Origin of the sequence: Cytobacillus solani, assembly GCF_006704205.1 — a bacterium.
Lineage (GTDB): Bacteria > Bacillota > Bacilli > Bacillales > Cytobacillaceae > Cytobacillus > Cytobacillus solani.
The window spans coordinates 4,599,522-4,623,775 of the sequence record NZ_CP041305.1; the positions used below are offsets into that span (position 1 = coordinate 4,599,522).

Annotated in this window: 26 protein-coding genes and 1 pseudogene; 8 read left to right on the forward strand and 19 right to left on the reverse strand. The window is 36.0% G+C overall.

What is annotated here, in order from left to right:
* Positions 1 to 86 precede the first annotated feature (86 nt).
* Positions 87 to 1,262: a CapA family protein gene (locus FI644_RS23080; RefSeq protein WP_053475937.1), complete on the forward strand. Its 1,176-nt coding sequence runs from the start codon at positions 87 to 89 to the stop codon at positions 1,260 to 1,262.
* A 1,284-nt stretch (positions 1,263 to 2,546) separates the two neighbouring features.
* On the opposite strand, the gene FI644_RS23085 is transcribed toward FI644_RS23080, so the two are convergent.
* A complete protein-coding gene (locus FI644_RS23085; RefSeq protein WP_053475934.1) occupies positions 2,547 to 2,963 on the reverse strand; it encodes an Lrp/AsnC family transcriptional regulator in 417 nt (138 codons plus the stop codon).
* Positions 2,964 to 3,098: 135 nt separating this feature from the next.
* On the opposite strand from FI644_RS23085, the gene FI644_RS23090 reads away from it, so the two are divergent.
* Positions 3,099 to 3,695 carry a DJ-1/PfpI family protein gene (locus tag FI644_RS23090; RefSeq protein ID WP_053475933.1) on the forward strand — a complete coding sequence of 199 codons (597 nt, stop codon included), beginning with the start codon at positions 3,099 to 3,101 and terminating at the stop codon, positions 3,693 to 3,695.
* A 160-nt stretch (positions 3,696 to 3,855) separates the two neighbouring features.
* On the opposite strand, the gene FI644_RS23095 is transcribed toward FI644_RS23090, so the two are convergent.
* From FI644_RS23095 to FI644_RS23130, 8 genes are all read right to left on the reverse strand, one after another.
* A complete protein-coding gene (locus FI644_RS23095; RefSeq protein WP_053475932.1) occupies positions 3,856 to 4,500 on the reverse strand; it encodes a hypothetical protein in 645 nt (214 codons plus the stop codon).
* 355 nt (positions 4,501 to 4,855) lie between these two features.
* The gene (locus tag FI644_RS23100) at positions 4,856 to 5,476 is read right to left on the reverse strand and encodes a DUF2238 domain-containing protein (protein ID WP_056684513.1); all 621 of its coding nucleotides are present in this window, start codon (positions 5,474 to 5,476) and stop codon (positions 4,856 to 4,858) included.
* Between the two features lie 368 nt (positions 5,477 to 5,844).
* Positions 5,845 to 6,219, reverse strand: coding sequence for a hypothetical protein (locus FI644_RS23105; RefSeq protein ID WP_056684510.1), 375 nt, complete (start codon positions 6,217 to 6,219; stop codon positions 5,845 to 5,847).
* Between the two features lie 134 nt (positions 6,220 to 6,353).
* Positions 6,354 to 7,235, reverse strand: coding sequence for a CoB--CoM heterodisulfide reductase iron-sulfur subunit B family protein (locus tag FI644_RS23110; protein WP_053475929.1), 882 nt, complete (start codon positions 7,233 to 7,235; stop codon positions 6,354 to 6,356).
* Complete coding sequence (locus tag FI644_RS23115; protein ID WP_053475928.1) at positions 7,232 to 8,188, reverse strand: succinate dehydrogenase/fumarate reductase iron-sulfur subunit; 957 nt, start codon at positions 8,186 to 8,188, stop codon at positions 7,232 to 7,234. Before FI644_RS23115 ends, FI644_RS23110 begins: the two co-directional genes overlap by 4 nt.
* Positions 8,188 to 9,897 carry an FAD-dependent oxidoreductase gene (locus FI644_RS23120; RefSeq protein ID WP_053475927.1) on the reverse strand — a complete coding sequence of 570 codons (1,710 nt, stop codon included), beginning with the start codon at positions 9,895 to 9,897 and terminating at the stop codon, positions 8,188 to 8,190. The genes FI644_RS23115 and FI644_RS23120 overlap by 1 nt, the downstream gene beginning before the upstream one ends.
* A gap of 330 nt (positions 9,898 to 10,227) precedes the next feature.
* Positions 10,228 to 11,691 carry an aspartate ammonia-lyase gene (aspA, locus tag FI644_RS23125; protein WP_053475926.1) on the reverse strand — a complete coding sequence of 488 codons (1,464 nt, stop codon included), beginning with the start codon at positions 11,689 to 11,691 and terminating at the stop codon, positions 10,228 to 10,230.
* Between the two features lie 124 nt (positions 11,692 to 11,815).
* The gene (locus FI644_RS23130; RefSeq protein WP_053475925.1) at positions 11,816 to 13,132 is read right to left on the reverse strand and encodes an anaerobic C4-dicarboxylate transporter family protein; all 1,317 of its coding nucleotides are present in this window, start codon (positions 13,130 to 13,132) and stop codon (positions 11,816 to 11,818) included.
* A gap of 362 nt (positions 13,133 to 13,494) precedes the next feature.
* Between FI644_RS23130 and FI644_RS23135 the strand changes: the two genes are divergently transcribed.
* Both FI644_RS23135 and FI644_RS23140 read left to right on the forward strand, forming a co-directional pair.
* Positions 13,495 to 14,763 carry an ATP-binding protein gene (locus tag FI644_RS23135; protein ID WP_053475924.1) on the forward strand — a complete coding sequence of 423 codons (1,269 nt, stop codon included), beginning with the start codon at positions 13,495 to 13,497 and terminating at the stop codon, positions 14,761 to 14,763.
* Positions 14,764 to 14,767: 4 nt separating this feature from the next.
* Positions 14,768 to 15,703, forward strand: coding sequence for a response regulator (locus FI644_RS23140; protein WP_056684508.1), 936 nt, complete (start codon positions 14,768 to 14,770; stop codon positions 15,701 to 15,703).
* A 195-nt stretch (positions 15,704 to 15,898) separates the two neighbouring features.
* Here FI644_RS23140 and FI644_RS23145 read toward each other — a convergent pair whose 3' ends face one another.
* From FI644_RS23145 to FI644_RS23155, 3 genes are all read right to left on the reverse strand, one after another.
* Positions 15,899 to 16,216: a hypothetical protein gene (locus FI644_RS23145; RefSeq protein WP_053475922.1), complete on the reverse strand. Its 318-nt coding sequence runs from the start codon at positions 16,214 to 16,216 to the stop codon at positions 15,899 to 15,901.
* 174 nt (positions 16,217 to 16,390) lie between these two features.
* On the reverse strand, positions 16,391 to 16,627 hold the full coding sequence (locus FI644_RS23150; protein ID WP_142108862.1) for a hypothetical protein: 237 nt from the start codon (positions 16,625 to 16,627) through the stop codon (positions 16,391 to 16,393).
* Positions 16,628 to 16,665: 38 nt separating this feature from the next.
* On the reverse strand, positions 16,666 to 16,914 hold the full coding sequence (locus tag FI644_RS23155; protein ID WP_142108863.1) for a hypothetical protein: 249 nt from the start codon (positions 16,912 to 16,914) through the stop codon (positions 16,666 to 16,668).
* A 191-nt stretch (positions 16,915 to 17,105) separates the two neighbouring features.
* On the opposite strand from FI644_RS23155, the gene FI644_RS23160 reads away from it, so the two are divergent.
* The 4 genes and pseudogenes from FI644_RS23160 (at position 17,106) to FI644_RS23175 (ending at position 19,438) form a co-directional block, all read left to right on the forward strand.
* Entirely contained in the window at positions 17,106 to 17,474 is a 369-nt protein-coding gene (locus tag FI644_RS23160) for a hypothetical protein (RefSeq protein ID WP_053475920.1), read from the forward strand.
* A 94-nt stretch (positions 17,475 to 17,568) separates the two neighbouring features.
* Positions 17,569 to 18,111: pseudogene (locus FI644_RS23165) on the forward strand (methyl-accepting chemotaxis protein); the annotation flags it as partial.
* Positions 18,112 to 18,251: 140 nt separating this feature from the next.
* A complete protein-coding gene (locus FI644_RS23170) occupies positions 18,252 to 19,067 on the forward strand; it encodes a CPBP family intramembrane glutamic endopeptidase (RefSeq protein WP_181758142.1) in 816 nt (271 codons plus the stop codon).
* Between the two features lie 80 nt (positions 19,068 to 19,147).
* Complete coding sequence (locus tag FI644_RS23175) at positions 19,148 to 19,438, forward strand: HesB/YadR/YfhF family protein (RefSeq protein WP_053475918.1); 291 nt, start codon at positions 19,148 to 19,150, stop codon at positions 19,436 to 19,438.
* A 27-nt stretch (positions 19,439 to 19,465) separates the two neighbouring features.
* Here FI644_RS23175 and FI644_RS23180 read toward each other — a convergent pair whose 3' ends face one another.
* The 7 genes from FI644_RS23180 to FI644_RS23210 form a co-directional block, all read right to left on the reverse strand.
* The gene (locus tag FI644_RS23180; protein WP_053475917.1) at positions 19,466 to 19,771 is read right to left on the reverse strand and encodes a hypothetical protein; all 306 of its coding nucleotides are present in this window, start codon (positions 19,769 to 19,771) and stop codon (positions 19,466 to 19,468) included.
* A 73-nt stretch (positions 19,772 to 19,844) separates the two neighbouring features.
* Positions 19,845 to 20,279, reverse strand: coding sequence for an acyl-CoA thioesterase (locus FI644_RS23185; protein WP_142108865.1), 435 nt, complete (start codon positions 20,277 to 20,279; stop codon positions 19,845 to 19,847).
* Positions 20,280 to 20,281: 2 nt separating this feature from the next.
* Positions 20,282 to 22,618: an AAA family ATPase gene (locus FI644_RS23190; protein ID WP_053475915.1), complete on the reverse strand. Its 2,337-nt coding sequence runs from the start codon at positions 22,616 to 22,618 to the stop codon at positions 20,282 to 20,284.
* 101 nt (positions 22,619 to 22,719) lie between these two features.
* Positions 22,720 to 22,962, reverse strand: coding sequence for a small acid-soluble spore protein Tlp (tlp, locus tag FI644_RS23195; RefSeq protein WP_053475914.1), 243 nt, complete (start codon positions 22,960 to 22,962; stop codon positions 22,720 to 22,722).
* 183 nt (positions 22,963 to 23,145) lie between these two features.
* Complete coding sequence (locus FI644_RS23200) at positions 23,146 to 23,289, reverse strand: acid-soluble spore protein N (protein WP_053475913.1); 144 nt, start codon at positions 23,287 to 23,289, stop codon at positions 23,146 to 23,148.
* A 64-nt stretch (positions 23,290 to 23,353) separates the two neighbouring features.
* The gene (locus FI644_RS23205) at positions 23,354 to 23,485 is read right to left on the reverse strand and encodes an FbpB family small basic protein (RefSeq protein WP_053475912.1); all 132 of its coding nucleotides are present in this window, start codon (positions 23,483 to 23,485) and stop codon (positions 23,354 to 23,356) included.
* A 138-nt stretch (positions 23,486 to 23,623) separates the two neighbouring features.
* The gene (locus tag FI644_RS23210; RefSeq protein ID WP_053475911.1) at positions 23,624 to 24,157 is read right to left on the reverse strand and encodes a peroxiredoxin family protein; all 534 of its coding nucleotides are present in this window, start codon (positions 24,155 to 24,157) and stop codon (positions 23,624 to 23,626) included.
* Positions 24,158 to 24,254 lie beyond the last annotated feature (97 nt).

A 24,254-nucleotide genomic window follows, 5' to 3' on the forward strand; every position in this document is an offset into this window, starting at 1 on the left:
CGCTTATTTTTTATCTTCATATTATTAAAGAATAATTCCTATTTTTATATTATATTTAACGTAAACAATAAACTAAGGAGTACGCGATGAAAAGGAAGCTATCATTCTTATTTTCTATCTTATTCTGTATAGCATTAATTACACTATCTTCCCTTCTCATTCTAAATATGTACAAAGAATCAAAGGAAAGTGAGTTTGTCTTCCTGCCTATTCAATCACATGAGCCAAGAATAACATTTGTTGAAGCAAAAACTTACAGCGAAACAATTACTCTCGGTGCGATCGGCGATATTCTTATACATGATTGGGTATATAATGATGCAAAAACATCTGCTGGTTACGATTTCACCCCCATGTTTCAGCATATTAAACAAACCCTCCAGCAGCCAGATCTTCTGCTTGCCAACCAGGAAACCATACTAGGAGGAAATGAAATTGGAATATCAAGCTATCCATTATTTAATAGCCCTCAAGAGATTGGAGATGCCTTAAAAGATGCTGGTGTGGATATCGTCTCAACAGCCAATAATCATTCTTTGGATAAAGGAGAAAAGGGTCTAGTTACTTCTCTGCATTATTTGGATACAATCAGCTTGCCGCATGTAGGTACAAATAGAAATGCAAGTGAAAAACAACAACTGAAAATATTAAACTCAAAAGGGATCCAAGTCGCATATTTATCTTATACTTACGGGACAAACGGCATTCCCGTCCCTAATGGGAAAGAGTTTCTCGTAAATTTAATTGATCGAAAAGCAATGAAAGAGGAAATTACTCGGGCTAAAAAGGAAGCAGACATCATAGTAATGAGCATTCATTGGGGAAATGAGTATCAACGTTTTCCAAATGTAGAACAGAAAGAATTGGCACAATTTCTCGCTGATGAAGGTATCGATATAGTTTTCGGACATCACCCTCATGTCCTGCAGCCAATGGAATGGAGAACAGGTGCTGATGGACATCAGACTCTCGTCGTCTACTCCTTAGGAAATTTCATTTCAGGACAAAATAATAATTATAAAGATATCGGTGGAATGGCGACGATTGAGGTGACAAAGACCGTAGATACTGCTGGAGTAAATATTACTTTAAAGAACCCGCATTTTTACCCTACATATGTTTCAAATATTGAACGTATTCGAAACTATCGTGTAGTGCCTCTTATGAATGCAGATAAATTTGGTATGAAGAATGCCAAAACAAAATATAAAGAAATCCAACAGCATATGTTAGGAAATTTATCAAAATTTAATGGACAGTAAGACCCTAATAAATTGAGTTTCACTTTAAAAATGTTACACAACTTTCGAAAATCCAAAATAGTACCTCTTACCTATAGATTATAATTAAGTTAGAAAGAAAAGTTTCTTATAGGGTTTAGGGGGCAATCCTTATTTCAGAATAGCGCCCGATCGTAATATAAGTTTAACCAGTTTTTACTGGCTGAACTTTTTTTATTTGGTTTTATAATAGCGGTAATCGGAGTAGAACGTAGCGCCCGTGGGACTTGATCCCGTCCGCGAAACTGTTCACTCCCTACTTGTATAAGCATGTTTCAGGCTGGTTGGTGTCAAATACTCTAAATATAAAACGCACAATGATGCCCTAATTTAACCCCCTGCACATTTGCTTTTTATTTTAATAATCTTATTAAGTACCAATAGTTTCAATCCATCCATGTATTTCCTTTTGTAGTGCTAATGACATTTTTACCACTAATTCTTTATCTATATTCATACTTGCATTCACTTTATGAGTTGTATCATTACCCAATAATCGAATTGATTTTAATAGGTCATAAGATTGGTTTGTAAGTAAACCTTCCGAAAGCTAATATTTTAGGCGCACATCTTGATCACTAAAACCCCGCTTAATATTATTTAAACTTAAAATTTCTTTTGAATAGAATTCCGCTATTGAACGTAATGTCCTTGCTGCAGGTCCAAATAATTCACTAGCAATGCTTTTTTGTAATTCGGCTAAATTCCAAACAATAACATGAAAATTCAGCATAAAAACGATAATTTAGATAAGAATGTTATTAAAAAATTTATTAAAGCTCATAATCAAAGAAATTTCCTAGAAGATCACTCTGTATTCAGTTTTGTTGAACAGTCAAGCAAGGGATATGGAAAAAATATTATAATAAAATCCTCCTTGGCTTCAACTCAAAAAGAAGCGATACAAAATAATATAACGGTGTACGAACAATTAATATGGGGTAAAAAAGCCCTTATCATTGTTTATGTATCAAAAGAAAATATCAAGATGCTATATGATATTAATCTGTTGGAGGTAGTTAGAAGATAAAAAAAATATAAATTGGCAATGTTATTACTTTTGCAGGGAGTTTATGAAAGCTGCTGCAAAGGAGTTAGGACTCCCACTTGAACCAATCAATTAGTAAGGCACCGCAGGATAATTAAAATGGATAGGGTTAAATTTAAATAGTTGAATATTTATATATATAATTATGCTGCTTCAAGAAAATGATTTCTGTATTGAACAGGAATCATTTCTTGATTTTAATCCTCTGTATCATTTCGTTATAATATATTATTTTCATGAGCAGATAACACTATATTCGTTGATGGAGTGCCAAAGGGCATCGCCTGATCAATAAATTGTTCTAATGTTTCGACTGATTTCGTCGCTACCTTAGCGATATAACTAATTTCTCCAGCTACCCGATAACACTCGATCACATCTGGATGTGTGTGACAAAATTGAGCAAGATTCTTACAATCCGTCGATTTAAATAGAATCAGTGCAACGATTGAGCGATCAAGCTTATTCAAATTTATTTTAGCTTGATATCCTTCAATGACTTGCCTTTCCTCCAATTTTTTCACTCGTTCTGCTGCAGCAGGTGCCGATAAGTGAACATGAGAAGCAATTTCCTTCATCGACATCTTCGCTTTTTTCTGAAGCAGTTTTAATATTTCATAATCAACGTGATTCATTGTATCACCTTTTTTTATTAATAATATAAACGATTTTTCAAGGAAAATAAAAGTATATATATGAAATTCCCTTTTTTGCATTCTGTATTTGAAAGACTTGCTTATTTAAAATTTAGTGTAAAGGAGGAGTTCAAATTGAAAAAAATATTATTACTATTAGCAAATGGATTTGAAGCTGTAGAAGCGAGTGTCTTCACAGATGTACTAGGCTGGAACAAGTGGGAAGGCGACGGTTCTACGGAAGTAACTACTGTAGGGCTACATCCTCAACTGCAATGTACATGGAATTTTCAAGTATCACCTGAAAAGCAATTAGATGATATCGTTTTAGATGAATTTGATGCACTAGCGATTCCTGGCGGATTTGAAGAAGCTGGATTTTACGAAGACGCATTTAGTGAGTCTTTTCAGGAAGTAATTCAGTATTTCGATTCTCATAAAAAGCCGATTGCCTCGATTTGTGTAGCCTCTTTAATGGTTGCGCATAGCGGTGTTTTACAAAATCGAAAAGCGACCACTTATAATCATCCAACTAGCAAGCGGTTAGAACAATTAAAACAATACGGAGTGCAGGTTGTGAATCAACGAATTGTCTGTGACGAAAATATTATTACCTCATCTAATCCTGGTACAGCTTTTGAAGTTGCATTTATGCTGCTCGAAATGTTAACGTCAAAGGAAAATACAGAGAAAATAAAAGATTTAATGGGGTTTCATTCAATTAATAAGTAATGGGTAAAATATCTCTTATCGATTTTTTTAAATATGCTAAAAAAGAATCCATTTTGATTAAGCTTTTTTCAAAATGGATTCTTTCCCTAAGTGACGACCTTATGCTTGGAAGACACTTGATTTATGTTTGTCAAAAGTTATACTCGCTGCTCGTACTGTTTTAAAATTTTTTAGGGAATTGTTTCACGATTTCATTTGATAGTGTGTCAGCAAGCATGATAATATGATCGATCCCTTTGTCTAAAGCATCGACACTTGCTTCCCAATCTTTTACGAGTCTTGCAGCAACATCCTCTGTAATTAATTCTAAATGTATTTCCAACAGCTTCTTTAATTCTGCTTTTGGCCAATTTGGATTGGCTTTGCTAAGGAAATCGGCTATATCATCAGCATTTTTATACCACTCTTTATTGAATTTTTCCAAATTAGCTTTGTTACCGCTTTTTGCAGCATCAACCACTTTTCCTGCGATGAGGATATGGTCCTTTAACAGCTTAGTCAGTTTGTTGCCCGCAGCTTCTCCATAATACGTCTTAAAAAAATCCCCTAAGTCCTCTTGATTTTCTAATAATCTCCCTAGTACATTTTCTTGATCATCCAGACCTTCCAACGCGCTTACAATATAAAGCCTCGTCCACATGACATGGTCTGTCCAAAGTTTTCTTAAGTCCCCCTTCAGCTGACATGCTGCTTGGCTAATACGCTTTTCTTGGGGTACATTTCCCTGCGCCTCTGCTGATAATGGAGAAAATATCATAGCAAAAGACATAAATAATAACACTAACTTCAGAAACTGTTTTTTCATTCTATCTGCTCCTTTTAAAGAATTGTAAAATTGTCATTATTATTTTGGTTAGATTCTTTAATTTCATCCATCTTTGTACAGGGGTATTGAATTTTCCGTACATGATCAGCTACAGAGAAGAATTGGTTGTTACAGATTAAATTCAAGTTATGAAACGAAGTAAAATAGAGAAGACCATGTGCTGATGGGTTGTCTAGATGCAGAAAATGGAGCGAAGGCTGTTGCAGAAATGCGTAAAGATGGGCTAATTGCTGATCAATAGTTGAAGTAGATGAGATAAAAAGTGTCTACTAGATGATAAAACGAGTTAAAAAGAGGATGGTTGGCTGGATGGACTCGTGAATAATGCCAGCCATTACCGTTTTTTTTCTAACAGCTTGTTATGTAACTTTGAAAAGATGATTATTGCTAATATAGAACCCACCAATGTTAATGACATATCCCACTGTGAATCCCAAACATCACCCTGTGTCCCTAAAAATTCTGTAGATGCTTTTTTGCCTTTTGTTATTTTTGAAGCAAGCCATTCAGTAATTTCATATAAAGCTCCAATGGAAAGTGAAAAACTTAATGTAACTGCTAATAACCATGGACCTCTTACTAGCGGTGTTTTCCTTATTAAAATTTCTCTTATCACAATTGCAAATAACCCCTTCAAGAAATGCCCGAACCTGTCATAGTGATTGCGATTTAGATCAAAATAATCTTTTATCCAATTGAAAAGAGGAACCTTTGAGTACGTATAATGTCCGCCAATGAACATAGTAATTGATAGTATGGCAATAATGACATAAGATAGCGTGGTAAGACGAAACTTATTATAGGTAACAATTACAATAACAAGTACTACAACGGCAGGAAGCACTTCCATTGTCCATATTAAGTATCCGGCTGGCCGAATAACTGACCATATAAAAACTGAAACAACAAGCAGCAGCAATAAAATATGAATGATTGTACCTTTATCTCTGACCACTTTTCCCACTCCTGTATATCATATTTTTGCAAGCAGTAAAGGAAAAAAAGCTTCCTAACCGGATTCAAAAGACAGAAGAATGTTTTTAAATGTGTTTTTTATATATTGTCCAGTGTTGATTTTATTAAACTAAGAACTAAAGAAATATCGACGAACAGAGATTTTACAAAATTTATGATAAAAATAGCCGGAGTTTCATAACGGGACATTCATTTGGTACTCGATAGTAACTTGTGGAAAATGAATGAAGAAACAATATATCTCTTTACATATGAAAACCAGATTCCTTTAGCGTAAGGGAGTCTGGTTTTTGAATGTATATAGATATAAGACTGATATTTTAGCTCAGAGTAGGTGGGGTGAAAAGTTTAATTAAAGTTCTGTTTTCGCTTTAAATTAGGGTTAATAGGATGCTTTAGCTTTATATATTTACCTGTTTTAAAATGGATCGAGACAAGTTCTTCAAAACTCATCTTCCAACTAATAGAAGGGTCTTCAGAGTTGAGAATTGCAACCCCATTTTTAACTTTAATCCATTTTCCTGTCTCTTCATCTTGGAAATAGCCTGTAATCGAAATAGACTGTGGGTGAAAAGGCATATTGGATGAATAAATAGTACCATGGATAATGAAGCTTTCACGATATTGGTCATGAATCCAGTCATCCTTACTATTTAATAGACAAAGGACTTTTTCTTCAATATGACCAACAAGCTTTGCATTTTTTTGATAAATATATTTCATGCCATTCGTCTCCAGTAATAGATTGATCGAAAATAGCACAGAAGGAATCTACTCGGTAGTGCAGTGATTTTACTAATTTATTGATAAAAAGGATTATTTGCTAATTTCAATCTGCGAATTTAAACAAACTATTTTTAAACTAATACATTTTCGGTTAATACAGGAATAGCATCGACCACATGGCGTTGGATCGCAAGCTCCTGTGGTGAAAATCCAAGAGCAAGACCGATTAATTGTGGCAGATGAAGTACAGGCATTGTAATATCTTTAGAGAAACCTTTTTGTGCATCTGGCTGATAAGCATCTAGTTGCATCTGGCATAATGGGCATGGAGTAATTAAACAATCAGCACCAGAAGCTTTTGGTGACAAACAGTTCATTCCTGTTAAGTTCATTACCTCTTTTTCTGCTGGAAAGACAGCATGAAATCCGCAGCATGCTAGACGTTGGTCAAACTTTACACTTTCAGCGCCAAGTACTTCAGCAATCATTTCCATTGATTGAGGGTTCATGTGATTTTCGAAACCCATAATTTTCGGTGGCATTAAGATATGACAGCCATAAAAATTTGCTACCTTCAAGCCTGTTAGCGGACGCTTTACTTTTTCCTTCAAGCGGTCAAGGCCGTAATCTTCAATTAACGCCCACAGCAGATGGGTTACTTCGACGTTGCCTTTATATTGCATACCAGTACTTCTTAAGCTTTCGTTCACCCTAGTACGCAGCTTTTTATTTTTATCAAGCTTAGCCTTTGCAGTACGAAGCATTAGTGTACATGTATTACAAACCGTGATAATTTTCGAAACACCCAGTTTCTCTCCTAAAGCAATATTACGAGCATTGATGGAGGTGGCTAAAAAATCATCTATATCTTGAATATGGCTTGCTCCACAGCATGTCCAACCTTTTAGCTCAATTAATTCAATTCCTAAGGCCTCTGCAACCTTCATTGTCGAAATCATGAGTTCCTCTGCAGCTGATTCTAATGTACATCCTGGGAAAAAAGCGTATCTCATGAGTGTTTGACCTCCTCGGCATATTTGTAAATTTCCTTTACGCCTTTAATACCTTCAATAGCTTTAGGCATATGAAATGGATTGATTTTTCCTTTTTTGATCATACGCAGGGCAAAAGGAATTTTAGTTGTGGCTGTTTTTAACAATCCGTCCGTCTTAATTGGGAGCATTGTTTCATTTAAACGACCTTTATTCCGAACGTCATCATAGAAGGCAAAAGCATGTTTTGCACCTTGATTATTGACTTCGCCCATTTTGATGGATTCCTGTCTCAAATAGGCAATCTCGTCTGTTAATGGTATTCCTTTCGGACAGCTTGATATACATTGCATACAGTGTATGCATTTCCAAAGCTCATTTTCATATACTGGGCGAATATGCTCTTCTGGAGCACAATCTCTTGAATCCACGGAAAAACGATAGGCTCGATTTAAAATGAATGGGTCTAAATAAGTACCGTCATTAACAGCTAATTGGTTACATTCCGATGTACATACCCCACAAAGAATACAGTCTGTTGGAGAGGATATTTCGTGAAAATCATCTTCACTTTGGATAAATCCTCTTTCGACACTGCCTTTGTTTGACGGAATTAACCAAGGTTTCACCTGCTTCATTTTTTCCATCTTTGGCTCCCAAGCAATGGCGAGATCTTTTATAACCTCAAAATTGCTTAATGGTTCAAATACAAGATAGTCGGATTTGAAGGTTTCTAATACTTCATCAAGTGATGTTTTACAAGCCAAAAATGACTTTCCATTGACTTTAATTGCACAGCTGCCACAAATCGCGTGGCGACAAGCTGATGTAAAAACAAGCGTTGGATCTAATTGTTCACGTATTGCTGTTAAGGCCCACAGAATCGTTTTGCCTTTTTCGTATTGTAATTGATAGTCTTGATACCATTCTCTTTTCCCGTCGAATCGTTTGATTTTATAATGTATCGTTCTCATTAGTATTTACGCTCCTCCGGTTGATATTTCGTAATGGTGACCGGGCTATATTCTAGGCGATAATATTCTCCTTCGTTATAAATCAGCGTATGCTTTAAGAAATTTTCATCATCCCTAGTTGGATAATCTCCTCTCGAATGAGAACCGCGGCTCTCTTTTCGATTGATTGCCCCCAATGTTACTGCTTTTGCGAGCTTTAACAGGTTGCTGATTTCAACATAGTTTATGAATGCCATATTGTAGGATTCGGAGGAATCACCAATAAAAGCATCCTTGAATTGCTCAAGCAGGTCTTCAATCGTGTAGTAAGCTTGTTTCATTTCGTCTTCTGTACGGAAAATTCCTACATTGTACCACATTGTTTCAGCCATCTTGTCACGAATTTCAAACATATTGATTCCTGTTTTTTTCTTACGGATTAAATCGAATTTTTCAGTCCACTTTATTTTCTCTAGCTCCAGTTTCGCTGTCGAAGTAAATGATCGTTTTTTTGCTGATTGCTGCGCACCTTGTCCAGCATATTTTCCAAATAATACGACGTCGGCAACTGAATTGCCACCCAATCGATTAGCACCGTGAATGGAAACTGCACAGCATTCACCAGCTGCATGAATTCCTTCGATAGGTGTAGCGCAAGTTTTGTGATCTACTATATGGATACCGCCCATCATGTAGTGGCAGCTAGGTCGTATTGGCACAGGTTCTTTAACGAGGTCGACACCTTCAAAGTCCATTGCTAATTCACGAACTTGCGGCAGACGTTCCATAATTTTTTCCTCGCCTAAGTGCCGTAAATCCATTAATACGTAAGAACCCATCCCATCACCAAAGCCTCGACCCTCTTTAATTTCTGTTTCAATCGAACGTGAAACGAGATCACGCGGACCGAGCTCCATTTTATCTGGTGCGTAGCGTGCCATAAATCGTTCGCCGTCTTTATTGATTAAATATCCGCCTTCACCTCGACATGCTTCAGATAAAAGAACGCCTGTAGAAGCAAGACCAGTTGGATGGAATTGAACAAATTCTGGATCCTTTAATGGAATCCCAATGTCGAAGCATGCTGCTGTTCCATCTCCTGTCATATTAATCGCATTCGTTGTTCTGCTCCAGTACACACGGCCATAGCCGCCTGTTGCAATAACTACTGCCTTAGCTTGGATAGCATGAACTTTGGCTGTACGGATATCCATTGCAACTAACCCTTCAAAATGACCGTTATCAACTGCTAGAGATAGTAAATACCAGTCATTGTGAAAGCGAACATTATTCTTTAAACATTGTTCATATAAAGCGTGGAGAATGACATGCCCTGTTTTATCTGCGGAATAACAGGTTCTTGGACTTGATGCACCGCCGAAAGGACGTTGTGCAACCTTTCCATTTTTATCGCGAGAGAACGGAACCCCCATATAATCAAGCTCAGATATAAGTTCCGGCATATGAGTGGTGAAAAACTCGACAGCATCTTGATCTGCAAGGAAATCGCTGCCCTTTACTGTATCTCTAAAATGCTTTTCAGCAGAATCGCTATTATCACGATAACCCATAGCTGCATTGATTCCGCCTTGAGCTGCACCTGTATGGGAACGGGTGGGGAATATTTTACTAAGGACTGCTACTTTTAAGCTTGGATCTTTACTGGCATAAAGAGCTGCCATCATTCCAGCTCCACCAGCACCAACTACAACAACATCATATTTGAACATGAAGAATGCCTCCATATCTATAAAACTTTTTAAAAAAGCACTGTATACTAACAAAGCCTTTGGCTATGTTAAACTTCCCTGTTGATTTCCGCTGTAAGCACACACCTGCAGCGAAAATCAACAACAAAATAGCATTATCAACACTGAGCTTTAACATAGCCAAAACTTATAAAAATTTTCAGAGATTGCTATTTCATATTAATTAATAGAAACGGGGAGGAGGCAGGTGAACCTCACCCCGTTATACTCTTTTTACTAGAGTAGCTTGAGTGATTGAAAATAATAGATTGTCCTCTAGTTACTTCATCTCAATAATATTTATTTAATCAGTTAAACTAAAACTGCTTCTTTCGCTTTTTCTTTCGTCTTCAGCAATTCTTTTCCAGAAATGCCCGGATGAGTCATTTCGAATGGATTTAGAATTGTATCTAACTCTATTTCTGTTAATACTCCTCTTTCAAGTACGATGTCTCTCACTGCTCTTTTTTCCATTATGGCTTCTTTAGCAATAGATGCAGCAGTCTCATAACCAACGTGCGGATTAATAGCTGTAATGATACCCACACTATTATTCACGTAAGCTTCCATCTGATTAATATTTGCTGTAATCCCGCTTAAACAATATTCACGGAAGACATGAAAGACATTTTTCATGATCTTAATTGATTGTAATAAGTTGAATACAATTACAGGCTCCATAACGTTTAGGTCAAATTGACCAGCTTCAGTCGCCATACTTATTGTTGTATCATTCCCTATTACTTGGAAGGCACTTTGATTCAACACTTCAGCCATAACAGGATTTACTTTACCAGGCATAATAGATGATCCTGGCTGACGAGCTGGCAGATTAATTTCCCCTAGTCCGCAGCGAGGGCCGGAAGCCATCAGTCTTAAATCATTTGCTATTTTTGACATGTTTAACATGCATATTCTTAAAGCGGAAGACACTTCTATATAGCAATCTGTATTTTGGGTTCCGTCTACCAGGTCTTCTACTCCAGTAATAGGGAGGTCGCTATAGTATGCTATTTTTCGTACTACTTTCTCTATATAATTCGGATCAGCGTTTAAACCAGTTCCAACTGCTGTTGCCCCCATATTTATTGCATATAAGTTTTCTTTTGATGCTTGAATGCGTTTAATATCTCTTTTTAGGACTTGGGCATACGCTGCAAATTCCTGCCCTAGGCGAATAGGTACAGCATCTTGTAGATGTGTGCGTCCCATTTTGATAAAACCGTCGAATTCTTGAGCTTTATGTAAGAATTCTTCATGCAGCCCGTCCATTACCTCAAGAAGTCCCTCTAAAGATGCCAATGTAGAAAGATGAATAGCAGTCGGGAAAGCATCGTTAGTTGATTGAGCCATATTCACATGAGAGTTAGGGCTAATAATGCTATATGAGCCTTTATTCTCTCCTGATATTTCCAAAGCACGGTTTGCAATGACTTCATTTGCGTTCATATTAATGGAAGTGCCGGCACCTCCCTGAATCGGGTCGACAATAAACTGATCTGATAACTTCCCTTCTATAACTTCGTCAGCCGCTTTTACAATAGCTTCAGCAATTTCACCATTCAACTGTCCAATTTCCGCATTTGCAAGGGCTGAACATTTTTTTACGATTCCCATCGCTTTAATCAGTGCCTCATCAATTCGGTATCCAGTGATCGGGAAGTTTTCAATTGCTCTCAATGTTTGAATTCCATAGTATGCATTTGCAGGAACTTGCTTTTCACCTAAAAAGTCTTTCTCAATACGAAATTGATCTGTGTTTATCACAATAATCATCTCCACTGTTTTTTGCCGATTTTATGGCTTATTTAAATTGATGCAAATGTATAATTTATTGAACATGTACTGCTAGCTTCTCTCAACGCCTTGTTTCATTTGGATAAAGAGTCCATGTGTTTTCTCATAAAACAATCATGCTTAGTAGAATTCCAATACCAACAGCTAAAACAGTCGCGACTAATCCAGGTACCATGAAGCTGTGATTCAAAATATATTTACCGATTCTTGTCGTGCCTGTTCGGTCAAAGTTAATGGCAGCAACGACTGTAGGATAGTTAGGGATAAAAAAGTATCCATTCACTGCAGGGAACATTGCAATTAATAAAGCTGGATTTATCCCTAATGAAATTCCAAGTGGCATTAGTGTCCGTACTGTTGCTGCTTGGCTATAAAGCAAGATAGATAAAGCGAATAATGCTATAGCGAAAAGCCATGGTGCTTGAGTAACAAGGCTAGAAATAGAGCCAGAAATTATTTCAATATTACCGTTAAAAAAGGTATCACCCATCCATGCTATACCAAAAATAGCCACGACTGCAGTTGCTCCCGCTTTGAAAATGCTGCCCGAAACAATTTCTTCAATATTCGGTTTGCAAAAAATAATAACTAAAGCTGCGATCGTTAGCATAATGATCTCAATCGATGCAGGCATTGACATCCGTGTGAACACGCCATCAATCGTCCAGCCTGGACGTAACTTTTCAAATGACCCTAATAATACGACTAGTAAAGTTCCTAATAGGAAAAGTACAACAGATAATTTTGACTCTTTTGTAGCTATATACTCTTTTTTATCTTTCTTAATTGGTGCTAGCCCTTGTTCAAGGCGTCTCAAATATTCTGGGTCTTCATTTAGCTCTTTCCCTATTTTGCTAGAAACAAATGCCGCAATCATACATGCGATAAACGTAGAAGGGATACAAATCATCAAAATATCAATTAAATCAATTTTGAAATCAGCTAATAGTGCAACCAGTGCTACAGTTGCTGCTGAAATTGGGCTTGCCGTTATCGCCTGCTGTGAAGCAATAACAGCAATCGACATTGGTCTTTCAGGTCTTACCCCTGACTCACGTGCTACTTCCGCAATAACAGGAAGAACAGAATAAGCAACATGGCCGGTACCTGCACAAAGCGTGAATAAATAAGTAACGATTGGAGCAACAAAGGTAATACGCTTTGGATTTTTACGAAGAGACTTTTCAGCAAGATAAACTAAATATTCCATCCCACCAGCTGCTTGGAGCGCGCCAGCTGCAGTGATAACGGCTAAAATCATCAGCATTACATCAATAGGTGCAGTTGTAGGCTGTAGGCCAAATATGAATACTAAAATGGCAAGGCCTACGCCTCCCATTACTCCAAGACCAACACCACCAAGTCGTGCACCAATAAAAATACACGCCAGTAAAATTAGGAATTGAATCCAAAATGTCATTTTGATTTCCTCCAATTTAATAGAACTCATTGCAGGTTTGCTCTTTTTATAAAAATTGATGAACATTTATAAAAATTACTGTTATTTATAAGTCACCACCCTTTATAATTAAATTTGTGAAATACTGAACATAAACGTATAATGCAAATCGCATACAGCATTCTTAGTAACGTTTATGTTGAATTCATCATAAATTGTGCCCTACTGAAATCTACTGAATCTAACTATCTTATTTTTTTATTTTTTATTAAAAAGTTTTCTTCTATACAAAAATTTGTCATATTTACATCCGGTAAAAAAGAATGAATCCATTACAATAAGGGTGACTACAACACTATTTTTCCTAGAAGGAAGAAAATAAGATGAAGGACAAACTACTTACTTATTTATTGCTGATATTTGCTGTGTCATTAGGTGGAGAGTTGAAATTTTACCCAGTTGAAGCTGATATCCGAGTTAGTCTTGGAACTCCATTTTTTTGCTTTTTTCTATTGATATTTAAAAAAATCAATTCGATTATCGCTGGTTTATCAGTCGGGATTTCAGTGGTTTTCTTTCGTATGCTGCTGTTAACATTTCATGGAACAGGAGATATATGGGGGGAATCATTCACTCACATTTTTCCGGTGTTTTTTTACTATGTTGGGTACGGGTTGTTTTTTCAACTGTTCAATGTAAGAAAATATTACACTCAACCGCTTCTTATAGGTTTATTTGGAATCGTAAATGAAATTATCGCAAGTATTATTGAAATATCCTTCAGAGTTATCTTTTCAAATGCGCCATTTACATTTTCAACCTTTGCTACGATCAGTGTGATTGCGTTTATTCGCAGCTTTTTTGTTTTAGGTTTTATTAATCTTTTTATCTTACGGGAAGCGAAGATAGCAGAAGGAATACAAAGAAAAAGGAACGAAGAGATGCTGTTGCTAGTCTCGAATCTTTTTGTTGAAATGGTGCAAGTAAAGAAATCGATGAAAAATGCAGAGAATATTACACAATCCTGCTATTTTCTATATCGGGGACTAAAAAAAGGAGGCTGTCAATCGCATGCGAAAACGGCATTGAGAATTGCGGGTGAGGTTCATGAAATCAAGAAAGATCATCAAAGGATTTATGCTGGCTTATCTAAACTTAAAGTAAAAGAAAATTTGACTGATTTAATGAGATTAGAAGAAATTATCGAGGTAGTTGTTGAGTGTAATAAAAAGTATGCTCAAAAGCTTGGAAAATCGATTGAGATTTTAGTAGATATTCAAGGAGGACACGGTAAATATCACACCTTTATGGTGCTCTCTGTTATTAACAATCTCGTAACTAATTCTGTTGAAGCTATTAAAGATACAGGATCCATCTTAATTTTGATAGAGAGGGTAAATGACAATATCAAAATTCAAGTCAGTGACAACGGTCCCGGTATACCGTTAAAATGCAGGGATTTAATTTTTGAGCCAGGATATACAACAAAATATGATTCTAGCGGAAAATCATCCAATGGAATTGGGCTGTCTCATGTTAAGGAAGTTATCGAGAATCTAGGTGGAGAGATACGATTAAGTACAGATAAATTACTTAGTAATACAACTTTCATTATTCAACTGCCAATAATGAATATTAATCAGAGCGGGTGACAAAATGAAATTTTTTATTGCAGACGACTCATATTCTATTCGTGCCATGCTATCTGAAATTATTGAAGAAGAAGAGTTGGGGACTGTCAAAGGTGAAGCAGAAGATGGAATTGAGATAAGCAGTGAACTTCTTTCTGTCAAAGAAATTGATATTTTGCTTATCGATTTATTAATGCCTGAGCGAGACGGCATCGAAACGATTCGTGAACTTGGTCCTCTATTTAAAGGGAAAACGATTATGATTTCTCAGGTAGATGCGAAAGAAATGGTTGCAGAGGCATATTCACTTGGAATTGAATATTACATAACAAAGCCAATTAATAAATGTGAAGTGGTTACTGTAATTAAAAAAGTCACGGAACATTATTTAAGGGAGAAATCGATTATTAATATCCAAGATTCACTAAAATCATTGGCAGGCTTTCAAACAGAGGGTATGGTCCACAAAGAACAGGAGGATCCAGCTATGCTGGTTGTTTCTTCTGGAAAATCTATATTATTGGATTTAGGAATCGTTGGGGATTGTGGATATCGGGATTTGTTAGCCATTATTAAGTATTTGTATTCATTAGAAAAGCATAAAGATGGTACTCCATTTCCACCATTAAAAACATTGTTTGAAAAGGTTGCAGAAAATCTTTTGGAGATAGAAAATGATGAAAGTTCTCTAAAGCGGGAAATGAAGGCCTGTGAGCAACGGGTCAGGAGAATCATTCACCGTGCCTTAGAGCATGTCGCTTCATTAGGATTGACTGATTACACAAACCCTAAATTTGAATTATATGCTTCAACATTCTTTGATTATTCCGTTATACGGAAGAAGATGCTTGAGATTGAAGGTAAGTCTAACGGTAACATGATGCCGCTAAGAGTTAACATCAAAAAATTTATTGAAGTATTATATATGGAAGCAATAGAATTATCTGATGGAAAAAATTAATGCAAATGCGAAAAGGATTTGTTTCAAATATCTTTGAAACGAATCCCTTTTCTACATCAGAAGTTATTTCTTTATGAGCCTCTTTTCATCGGCTTCATATCAACACAAGATTTTTAATTAGTAAAAATAGAGACTTACATAAAAATTTAAAAAGCTACCTAATAGTAAGGTAGCTGGTAGTATTATGTTCAATATTTATTTAGGTACAAAAAAGTAGTATATATCAGGTGAAATTTGCAAGAATGTCCAAACCAAAGGAGCTTCAAAAACCATCCCCATGCCAATCCGTTTTCTGGCGGGATTTTTAGCTGCTAATAACCAGACCCCTGCTCCTATGAAGAAACCGACGTAAATCATTGGTTCAAATAGTACTTTTACGATTTCGTAAACTACTTCTCCCCAAGGCAATGTAATGTCTACTACATCTCGTATAGTTGCATCTGTGTTTTCTGGAAGATTCTTAGACCCTATAAAATAAATAATAATCACCGGTAAATATAGAGCAAGCAACATTCCTACTGAACCACCAATTGAGAATAAATAAGCTTTTCTACGTTTGTATGGATTTTTAAAAGCAAACAAGAAGAAGAATAACGATATTAAAAATATTAACCCAAATAGCGGGACAAACAATAATTAAAAGAGTCGAATTCCATTTCCAATTAGTTCATCAGCAATCATATGTTATCACCTACTATTCTCAATCTTATTTATGATTTCCCAAACCGATGAGTCAATATAGTAGTATTCTGAGATATCATGATAATCAGTGTCTCCATGAGGCAAATGTTCCATTTTTTCTTTTTTAACTTTTATATTGACCCTTACAGGTGACTGCCTATCTTCATAGAATAGATCACAAATCACTCTGATGCTGTCTTTCTCAAACACCATCATCCCTTTAAGTACTTTAACTGTAGTCAACTTGCCGTCTCTTGTGAGACGAGATAAAATATCCTGTACTAACTTTTCTTTGTCCTTTTCTTTTCTGTTGAACAAATCATCTTGAATTTGCTCTTGACTTCAAGTTCCTTCTTGGGTTCCTTTCCATCCTGCATTGCCGCCTCTTTTTCTTTTTTTCCAGTTTCAATGAGTTCAACATTGCTTTTTTCAAATTTGGATACTTTCGAGAGAACAGTGGTTTTTATGATTAAATAGGTTGTAACCACAAGCAATATAACAATTACAGTTACTATAATTTTTCTCTTCATTCTTCACACTCTTTTCATCAAGGGCTAGGCGGAGCAATATAGAGCAATGGGTTTACACTATTACTAGGTTGATACTTATAAAATGGTCTATGAATTTCAAAGTGTAAATGCTGACCAATTTTTTCTTTGATCCAAGTTTCAAGAAAAATCCTACTGCCAGTGAATATTCTGAACTTAGGAAATTTTTCATAATGCAAAAAGCGGTAATAAAGGATTTACAAAATAAAAGTAAACAATTAGTGGAAATTAATAAAAATTATGAAACAAAAATAATGATTCATGTAAGGCATAATGATAATGCAAACAGATTGCTCGATTCATTCAATTATTATGTAAATAGGAATGAGAATTTTGTAGACAAGCTTTTACGTGATACTCTCACGGAATGTGTAACAGTTTTACAGAAAGATCTAAATGATAAGTCTATATCCTTGTTTGAGGTAAAAGAGAACCAATTAGTGATAAGGGAATATTCACGAATCAGTGCATTATCAGCTGCGACACGAACTTTTAAAAAGGGTGAGGGATTTGCCGGCAGCGATGGAGAATATGAGAATTAAAATGAACCGAATCGTTGCCCAATCGGTCGATTCCACCACGATTATGAAAGAACTGGACCAAAAGCTTCAAACGATTAATGACATTACGACATTCATTTAGGATATTGCAGAGCAAACAAATTTACTGTCCCTTAATGCAGCGATTGAAGCAGCAAGAGCAGGTGAACAAGGCAAAGGGTTTGCAGTAGTGGCACAGGAAGTCAAAAAGCTTGCTGAGCAAAGCAGTGATTCTGTAGGAAAAATCTCAGCGTTAATTACAGAAATACAAAGGGATTCTTCTGAAGCCTTTAAAAATATTGATCTTGGAAAGGAATCAGCAGTCCAAGGTGCAGAAATGGTGAAGAATACAGCGAACAGTTATGATAATATGATTCAATTTATCGAACACCTAACAAAAGATATTGATGAAATTGCAGGAGTAAGTGCCACCCTTTCATATAGCAGTCAATCGATTTCTACCTCGGTTGATAGTGTTATTGCCATCTCTGAGCATACTTCTGCAGGAGTTCAGGAAGTAACAAATATGACGAAAGAACAGCAGCAAGCTGTTCATGAGTTAAAGTCTATCTCCGAGAATCTACATAAGCTAAGCTTTGAATTAAGAAAATTGATTAAGCATTTTATAACATCTATATAAGAAAAAATATATGTAGAGAAGGAGCAAGCAAAATTGCTCTTTCTTTTATTCATTTATTCTACTATTAGTAAGTGCTAAAATAAGAAAAATGAGGTTAAAAGTGGTAGAATGACTTGATGGCTTTTGAAGGAGTGAACACAATGGTGATTTCAGTAAAGCATAAAAAGATTCTACCCTATTTACAGCTTTTATTATTTGTTATCATTATTGTCATTGTTCAATTTAAACAGTTCACTATCGCTTTTACCCTCTTACTTGCATGTATTCTTTACTTAGCAATTTTTGCAAAACAAAAACGTGTGTTTTTATGGGGGTTAGCAGCCTATAGCATCGGCTACTTATTTTATCTTTTTGGGGACCGCTTCATTGACAGTCTCCCCTACCATGTAAACATCTTAATGGTTCTTAGTCGGTGTTTACTTTTATTCCCTATTGTAATCATGTTTTATGTTGCAAGGAAGTTTGGTGAAAAATCAGTTCTGTATTGGTCAAGGCCTGATTGGCAAGCAAAAATTACTTTTCCCTTTATTTGGGATGGTTTTCACTCCATTTCTATTAAGGGATTCTTGCTCTTTGCAATAAGTATAAATATTGCTATTTTCACTCCCTTTATATTAAAAACTAATCCTAGTATGAGCCTTCATCTCCTCCTTTTCTTACTATTTTTTTCAATAATAAATGGACTATTGGAAGAGATATTATGGAGAGGAATCATACTTACTAGCATGGTCAATCTTGCTGGTGAAAAAGCCGCCTTGCTTTTTTCGGGAATAGCCTTTGGTCTATCACATTTAATACTGGGCTACTCCATTCTAACTTGCTTTGGTTTTGCAATTGGCGGTTTCTTCTATGCGGGCATAACGATTCGTTCAGGAAGTCTTTTTCCCGCGGTGATCTGGCATATTGTATTTAATTGCCTGATGATCCTGAGCGGGCTGATTCCGTTTATTGAATAAGGGTATATTAGAATGCAATGATTTATTTTTCATTCAAGGACAGAAAATAAACTAAAGTTGCTTAAAGGAGGATGTTTCAATTGAAAATAATAATTAATGACCAAGCTGCTAACTGGTATAAAGAGGAAATGGAGCTGAATGCAGGCGCTTACGTTCGTTTTTTTGCCCGATATGGCGGTCACAGCACTGTACAGCAAGGTTTTTCGTTAGGCATTTCAAATGAAGAGCCACTTGATGCTGGCACATCAACAACAAAAGATGGCATTACCTATTATATTGAGCAAAAAGATCTGTGGTATTTCGATAACCATAATCTCTTTGTTGAATTTAATGAAAAAGCTAAAGAGCCTGAATTTAAATACGAAAAATAACAAAAAAAGAGTTACAGACATGTTCTGCTAACTCTTTTTTCCTTCCCAAATATGATCTTCAAGCCCTTCTGCTTCTAATATCTTCGCTTGATGTTCCCCAATTAAATCAAAATGGGAATAGCCATCTTTCCGCTTATGTATCCATTCGGGCCGTAATTGATGCTTCATGCCCCATTCAATAAGGCGGTTCATATCGCTGCAGCCAACTTTAGTCACTGTTTTATATCCAGGAAAGCGGTCATCCAGCCAATAATGTGTTATAAAGGCTAATTCTCCTTGATCAATCTTAGTTTTCCAATCTCTTATGTCTTTCTTTTTTAAACCAAATGCCAAAGCCTGCACCACCAATCATATAAAAAAGAGAGATAAGGAGCGATAACTTCCAAAGTACTTACGCTCCACAACATTAATTTGCTTCTACTGGTTGTTTCTTTGCTTTTTCATACGCTTCAAGCCATTCAGGATATTTTTTTCTAATCGAAAGCGGTCGGAAGGAATCCTTTTTCACACATACATGTTTAGTAAGACCAGTAACAGCTAAATCTCCATCTTCATTAAAAATTTCATACCCATAATTGACGCGTAAGCCATCATACTCATCAATCCATGTTTTCACAATCGCCTTTTGCCCATAAAGGAGCGGTTTTTTATAGGATGCTTGGATATCCATTACAGGTGATAGAATTCCATCCTTCTCTAATTCGGCATAATTAAAGCCTAAATCCTTAATAAGCTGAGTGCGTCCTAACTCCATCCAGATTAGATAATTAGCATGATAAACAACACCCATTTGATCAGTCTCCGCATATCTGACTTCAATTTCCCTCGTTGAAACAAACATTCCTATTCCCCTTTTCTCATTCTAAAAATTGCAGTTTCAAAATCTGCTTTTTCTAGGTGATCCACTTTTTCCAATCGATTATTTACCTTGTCTTCTGTCATTAATCTTAGCGCCTGTGTCTGAATGGCTTCATCCGTTACATTCGTTGCGAACCTACCATTCCCATTTATTGTTATTTTACCTAATACATCTTTTAGATAAGTCAGTGCATCTGAAGTTAAATGATATTGATAATGTGATGCATAGTTAATGATAATTTGAAGCAATTCTTCATTAGAATAATCATTAAATTGGAAAAACTTCTTAAATCTCGATTTTAACCCTGGATTACTTTTAAGTAATTCATCCATTTCCTTAGGATATCCAGCCAAAATGACAACTAAATTTTCATTATGCTTCGTCATTTCATCAACTAGCGTATTAACTACTTCCTTACCAAAATCCCCTTGCGAAGCAGACAGCAACGAATACGCCTCATCAATAAAAAGAACACCGCCAAGTGCTTCTCGAATCATCTTTTTTGTTTTTATAGCTGTTTGTCCGACATAGCCAGCAACAAAATCCGCTCTGCTAGTAACGACTAAATGGCCTCTTTTCAGCACTCCGCATTCCTTCAAGAGCTCCGCAAAAATTTTTGCAACTGTTGTCTTACCTGTTCCAGGGTTGCCTGTAAACACTGAATGAAGCTGGATCGGAACGACTGGCAATCCTTTTTCTCGCCTAATTTTCTGCATTTTCACAAAAGAGATCAGGATCTTTACTTCATTTTTTATTAATTCAAGTCCAATTAGTTGATCTAATTGTTCCCTTGGGTTCATTTCCTTTTCGGACTCAATTTCTTCAAAATCCTCTTTTTCAAGCAGCGTATACGTCAAAATATGCTTGTCCATTGAAGATTGTGAACCCTTTTTAAAAATTGCAGCTAAGACTAAATCCTGAACTGTCCGTGCATTGCCAAACGTATCATCCACCCGTTCCTTTTCAATTCTTTTTTCAAGCTCCAGCTTTGCATCATCTGTCATTACATAATCATTCTCTATTGCAAGTTTCTCAGCAATCCCGATGAGTTCGACGTTCGAATAGTCCGGAAGCTGGATATGGTTTGATTGTGGAAAGCGGCTTCTTAAACCAGGATTGGCATCTAAAAACTGTCTCATCTCATCTGGATAACCAGCCAATATTACTGCAAATTTCCCGCCATATTCTGGTCCAGTCATCAATGAAACGAGCGTATCAATTGCTGTTTGTCCAAAATCGTTTCCGGATTGCCCATCTCTTTTGAGACTGTATGCTTCATCAATAAACAGGACTCCACCGCGTGCTTTTTCCACCATTGTGCGTACATTTTCTTCTGTTTGACCAACAAATGACCCAACAAGCTGTGAGCGGTCTGCTTCAACCACTTCTTCGCGCGGCAGAACTCCGAGCTCGTGAAAAATTTTAGCCAATAAACGAGCAATGGTCGTTTTCCCCGTCCCTGGATTCCCAGTTAAGACCATGTTTAAGCTCATTTCATCCTTTACTTGAAATCCAAGTATCTTTCGTTCTTTTTGATAGGTAAGGAAGCGATAGTAATCATTTACTCTCTTTTTTACATGGTCAAGTCCAATCATTCCCTCTAACTCTTCAAGAGGATTCGTTTCTGATTCTGTCTCCTCTTTTTCGTCAACAAATACCTCAGCCCACTCTTTTTTTAAACCTTCAATCCGATCTAAGTGCTTCTTCATATCACTATAATAGGTCGAAGTATAGAATACACCCGCTATCGATTGGTCATATTCTTCTGATGCCTTCAAGAGCAAGGCTGTCTCTTCAATGATCTCCTCCAATAGAAGAATCATTTTCTCATGTGTTTGCTGCAAGCCGAGATCCTTTCTTTTTTGGGCATTTTCCTTCCCTCTTTGTAATTGATCTCTTTCTGCATCTGCATGATCAAGAAATTGTTGGCAAATATTCAAAAATTGCTCTGATGTTTTTTTCTTCGCTTGCCTGTTATCTGTTTCTCTCAATGGCGGAAATACGAGTGCACTAAGGGCTTCTTCCTTCTTTTTCCATTCGAATTGTCCCAACAATTCTGCTGCTCTTTCATTATTAGCATTTAATTGATATGCCTTCTTAAGCCAAGCCGAGCTTAATGAATCCTGCTTTAATTGATTTATTCTCGATAGTGATGCGATTGTTAATAATTCAGAAGCCAGCTGATGATCTACATTTTCATCTAATGATTTGATCACAGATAGTAATTCCGCTTCATTCTTTATGTACTTATTTTGATTTAATTCCTGTTCCCATCGCTGCCATTTTTCGATGATTGATTGCTGCTGTCTTTTCTTTTCCACGTCTCTCACTTCTTCTTTTCAATTTCCAATTCTATCATATCATATTTCACTTTATCTCTAATAAGAAAAGACCTGTTCATCCTCGAACAGGCCATAAAATATTATGATTGTCTATACCCATTTTGACGTGCCTGGGACTCATCTTGTATTTCAGAACGCATAGCATCAATGCTTTCCTTTCTGCGCTCGTTTTTTGCCTCTACTCTAGCTCGATCCTCAGCATTTGAAAATTCTAATGTTTCCTCAGCTTCATTTATATTTTCAATTGTATTTTGAACCATCGTTTGTAATTTTTCGACATTGTCACTGCGATCATCTGGTTTTGGTTTATTATTAAACTCCATGCTCCTAGTCCTCCTAAAATTGTTGTAGTAATACGAATTTAGTTTGTGAATTAAGAGTAAAATTATCAACGGAAAAAAGTGGTTGATTTTATAAGAAAAGCACAACTATTCGAAAAAGGTTTACTTTCTTCTTCCATAGAAAAACCACCGTAAATTAAAACGGTGGCAATAGGATTTGTATCGTTATTCACCTTTGGTTTGAATTACTTGAGGCACTCCGCCAGTATTACTTTGCATTTTCTTTCCATTATTTCCACCATAGCCTCTTGGTTGTGTACCAATATGGTTTGGATTAAATTTCCTTGCATCTCTTTTAGGATTTCCCATAAAAATATCCCTCCTCATTTAAAGTATGGTCATTTGAGGAGGGAGTTATTGCTTGTAAATAATGTTATTCAGCTTTCGTTAATCGCTTTTGTTCTAATCGTGCTTCAATTCTTTCCATAGCAGCTTGATCTTTTAAAATTTGTCGTTTATTTTCTAAAACAAGATCGGCGAATGAACGTTTTCTAGGTTTTCTCATTAGTTATTTCACCTTCCTTTAATCCTATATTAACAGTTATTATTCACAAAAAGCGTTGTAATTATTACAACTTTTTGAAAATTTATTTGTTTTATGAAAAATATAAAAAACATCAGCGAATGCTGATGCATAAAAAGCTTATAAATCTGAATATTCTTTCATCATCTCCATTGTCATTGCACTTAAATGCTTATGTCGAATGATTCCTTCCTCATCGATAAAATACGTAGTTGGAATTGTCAGTATTTTGTACATCGAACTTACTTTGTCTTTCTCATCTAGTAGGATAGGAAAATGAGCATCCATTTTCTTTGCAAAACCTGCAACATCAGCTTCTGTATCAATATTTACTGCAAGAATGACTACATCATCTTTCGCTAGTTCATAGAATTTTTGCATATCCGGTATTTCTTTTTTACAAGGGGGACACCATGTTGCCCAAAAATTCAACATGATCTTTTGCCCTTTGAATTCAGAAAGACTGACTGTTTCACCTGCTAAATTCTTTAATTCAAAGTCTGGTGCTTTTAACCCAACCTCTAGACCAGGGAGATTATTTGTCTGAATCGATTTAACTTCTTGCTCTTGCATTGTATTCTTTTCCATTGCCTGGACAATTGCGACAGTCATTAAGCCGCATAAAAAAACGATAGCAATTACTTTTTTTATCATGCTATTCCACACCTTTTTTAACCTTATAAAGTTATTGTAACCCAGACACAAAAAAAAAATAAGATGTTTTCCTATGTATTTAACAAGGTAAATGTGA